Origin of the sequence: Streptomyces sp. NPDC001933 (assembly GCF_042890955.1) — a bacterium.
Classification (GTDB): Bacteria; Actinomycetota; Actinomycetes; order Streptomycetales; family Streptomycetaceae; genus Streptomyces.
The window spans coordinates 1-3,352 of sequence record NZ_JBIASS010000100.1 but is presented as its reverse complement, the minus strand read 5'-3'; the positions used below and the strand labels follow the sequence as shown (position 1 = coordinate 3,352).

The following is a 3,352-nucleotide window of genomic DNA, read 5'->3' as shown; positions in this document are numbered from 1 at the left end:
CGCCAGGACACTCTCGATCCCCTCCGGTCTCCCCATACCAGAACAACGAGCCCCACAGCTGGAAGCCACGACTTGTTTCCCGGCAAGCCCTTAGTGTGCGCATCCGGGCCTGGCCGTCGCCGCGCCCGTGCTCGCACCGTTCCGAGCAGCCGGTCCTCCAGGACCCCGGTTGTTCGAGGTGCGTCGGAAGCGTCGGCCGAGATGTGTCGGGGCGACGGGGTGCGGGTCTGGGCCGAGAGCGGCCCAGTACCCAACCGCGTTCGGGAAGGCCACCTCATGATCTTGCCTTGGATGTGCGCTCGGGCAGCGCGCGTCCGGGGCGAGGCCGAGGCTGCGGGCGGGCTGAGTGGTGCTCGCGGGGGAGGCGAGTTCCAGCGCACTGCGCCTCTACGAGTCGTTGGGCTCCCGCGGGTACGGCCGCCTGCCCGCCTTCGTAGCCGTCGGAACGCTCTGCTTCGACAAGGTGTTCTGCACGCTGGGCCTCCGGCCAGAGCAGTAACCCACGCGCGAGCAAGGAGCCCGTCCTCTGCGTGCCGTAGGGGCAGCGGGGTGGGCTCTCTTACGGCCGTGCCTGCGAGGGCAGGGTGAGGATTTCGACTCCGTCGTCGGTGATGGCGATGGTGTGCTCGCTGTGTGCGGTCCGGCAGCCCGTCGCGCTGCGCAGCGTCCAGCCGTCGGCGTCGGTGACGAGCGTGGCGGTGTCGGCCATGACCCAGGGCTCCAGGGCGAGCAGCAGGCCGGGGCGCAACTTGTACCCCCGGCCGGGCCGTCCGGTATTCGCGACGTGCGGGTCCTGGTGCATGGTCGAGCCGATGCCATGGCCTCCGAACTCGGTGTTGATCGGGTAGCCCGCCTCGCTGAGGACCTTGCCGATGGCGTGGGAGAGGTCGCCGATGCGCGCGCCCGGCGTTGCGGCGGCGATGCCGGCGGCGAGCGCCCGTTCGGTCGTCTCGATCATCGCGACGCTCTCCGCGGGCCTGGCCTTGCCTACCAGGAAGCTGATCGCGGCGTCCGCGGCCACCCTGCCCCTGGCGACGGCCAGGTCGAGGGTCAGCAGGTCCCCGTCGGCCAGCGTGTAGTTGTGTGGCCGCCCGTGGAGCACGCCGTCGTTGACGGCCGTGCAGATGTAGTGACCGAACGGGCCGCGCCCGAAGGAAGGTGCGTAGTCGACATAGCAGGACTGCGCTCCTGCCTCGGTGATCATCTCCTTTGCCCACTGGTCGATGTCCAGCAGGTTCGTCCCGACCGTGCTGCGCTGCTTCAGCGTGTGCAGGATGTCTCCGACCAGGGTGCCGGTGCCCCTCGCCCGCTCAAGCTGCGCGGAGTTCAGGATCTCAATCATGGGGGGGCCTCTCACGTACGTCCAATAACTATCCCGGTCTAACTATACCGGTATTAGAATGGGGTATGGTCAGGTTGCCGCTCACCCCCGCCGAGGTAGAACGTGGACAGCGTCTCGGCGCCCTGCTCCGCCGAGCCCGGGGCTGCCGCTCGATGCTCGATGCTCGACGTGGCGCTCGCTTCGCACATTTCGCCCGAGACTCTTCGGAAGATCGAATCCGGCCGTGTGGCCACCCCCGCCTTCCCGACCATCGCAGCGATCGCCGACACCCTGGGCCTGTCTCTCGACGCGGTCTGGGCAGAGATCAGCCAGCCGGAGCGCACCATCGCTGGTTTCGTAGGGCCGCGCTCAGCTTGATCTTTAAGGCTGCTGCTCGGCCCCGCCGCGTCTAGGCATATCCGTTTTGCGCTGTTTCTTGCCGACTGGGTGGCGGGGTGCGGGTGTGGAGGTGCGGCCCTTGGGGCGGCCTGGGCCGGGGTGGGAGGCTTTTGGCGCGCGGGCTGGAGTGCCCACGGTCCGTCGGATGCGGGGATAGCCCCGTCGGGCCCGGCCGGGGGTGAGCTTATCCGGTGTCAGGGGCTTCTCCCAGGGGCGCCGCAGGTCCTCGGCCAGGGGCCGGGCGAGACGGAGTTGCGCGTAGGCGGCGAGGATCAGCCACACCCACCGGTCGGCCTGTTCGGGGGTGCGTAAGCGGGGTCGGGTCAGGCCGAGCGTCTGCTTGAAGAAGCGGAAAGTGTGCTCGATATCGAACCTTCGAAGGAAGATCCGCCAGAGGCGGTCGACGTCGTGCGCGGTGGCGTCGGGGTCGCTGTGCCACAGCCATAGCGGCTTGGGGTCGCGATGGCCGGGCAGGCGCTCGACCGCCAGATGGACCAACGTTCCCTCGACGATGGGGAGTTCGCCTTCGTGGTCAGCCCAGGAGCCGCGCCGGTCCAGCTTGGGGTGCAAGCGGCCCCAGCAGCGGGCGAGGACTTGGCCGAAGCGGTCGTGGACGCCGGCCGACTCCTGGACCGGCGCCGGACAGGTCGCGGCCTGGGCCAGGCGGAACTCCGCTCCATTTCGGGGCGGGCGCCCGGGGTTCGTCCCGCGGCGCTTGCCGGCCGGGGCGCGCATCACCCGGTCCGCGCGGATGCGTCCCAGCAGCCGCACCGGCTCCTCGCGCAGCAGCCAGGTCAGGCGCACGATGTCGTAGCCGGAGTCCAGGACGAACAGTACCGGCAAGTCGCCCGGGTGCCACTGCCCGGCCCTCTCCAGGCGGGCGACAAGGTCGCGGATCTGGGCGGCGGTGACCTCGGTGGGATCGTCCGCGGGCCCCAATCGCACCGCGTCCAGCGGGCCGGTCCACGAGGAGCGGCCGCCGCCGAGGGTCGCCGCGACCTGGTAGGGCCAGCCCGGAATGGTCTGACGCACCCCGTCGCACCGGCACGGACGGTGGCAGTGCAGCCGCTCGGGCGAGCACTCGGCATCCGGACGCGGCCACGGCGTGACGTCCAACGCGATCGACAGCTGCCCGTCCGTCCCGCGCGGCAACCGCAGTCCGGCCAGCGCCATCCGAAGCCGGGAGGCGTTGATGTGTCCCTGGGCCAGCGCGTCGTACATCGCTCCGTGCCCGCGCCGATGCACCCCCGACAGCGAGAGTTCCGGCAGGGACGTCACCGGCCCGTCGGCGCACAGCACCGCATCCATGAGCTCGAACAGGGCATCCGCCCGCAACGTCAGACACTCGTACAGCTCACGGCGAAACCGGGACAACCCGGCCAGGGCCTCGACGCGCACGGCGCCATCTTGCAGACTGTCCATCACGGCCTTTGGTGGATCAACGTGTCTCTTGGCGGAAACACATGATCAAGCAGAGGCCGTCCAGCTGTCAGGCGAACGACAAACCCCACCAAGAAATGATCTTGGTGGAGTTTAGGACTTCGGCTCGTCAGGGTGAACTTTTGCGAAGTCCTTGATAGGCCGGGTGTGGTGGTTGTATCCCGTGGTGTGTGAGATATGCGGATGGGGGCG

General features: G+C 69.3%; 2 protein-coding genes and 1 pseudogene. 1 reads left to right on the top strand and 2 read right to left on the bottom strand.

Annotated elements, in window-relative coordinates:
* Window positions 1-559 precede the first annotated feature (559 nt).
* Window positions 560-1,342 (bottom strand): type I methionyl aminopeptidase, encoded by a 783-nt coding sequence (gene map / locus ACFYY7_RS45460; protein ID WP_388672302.1) that lies wholly within the window; start codon window positions 1,340-1,342, stop codon window positions 560-562.
* A gap of 65 nt (window positions 1,343-1,407) precedes the next feature.
* Between map and ACFYY7_RS45455 the strand changes: the two are divergent.
* Window positions 1,408-1,699 (top strand): annotated as a pseudogene (locus ACFYY7_RS45455) (helix-turn-helix domain-containing protein).
* Between the two features lie 3 nt (window positions 1,700-1,702).
* Here the strand turns inward: ACFYY7_RS45455 and ACFYY7_RS45450 are convergent.
* The gene (locus tag ACFYY7_RS45450) at window positions 1,703-3,142 is read right to left on the bottom strand and encodes an NF041680 family putative transposase (RefSeq protein WP_388672299.1); all 1,440 of its coding nucleotides are present in this window, start codon (window positions 3,140-3,142) and stop codon (window positions 1,703-1,705) included.
* Window positions 3,143-3,352: the final 210 nt, after the last annotated feature.

Excerpts from the sequence above, each read along its gene's own strand:
- map (WP_388672302.1), bottom strand. The coding sequence starts at position 1,342 with ATGATTGAGATCCTGAACTCCGCGCAGCTTGAGCGGGCGAGGGGCACC.
- ACFYY7_RS45450 (WP_388672299.1), bottom strand. The coding sequence starts at position 3,142 with ATGGACAGTCTGCAAGATGGCGCCGTGCGCGTCGAGGCCCTGGCCGGG.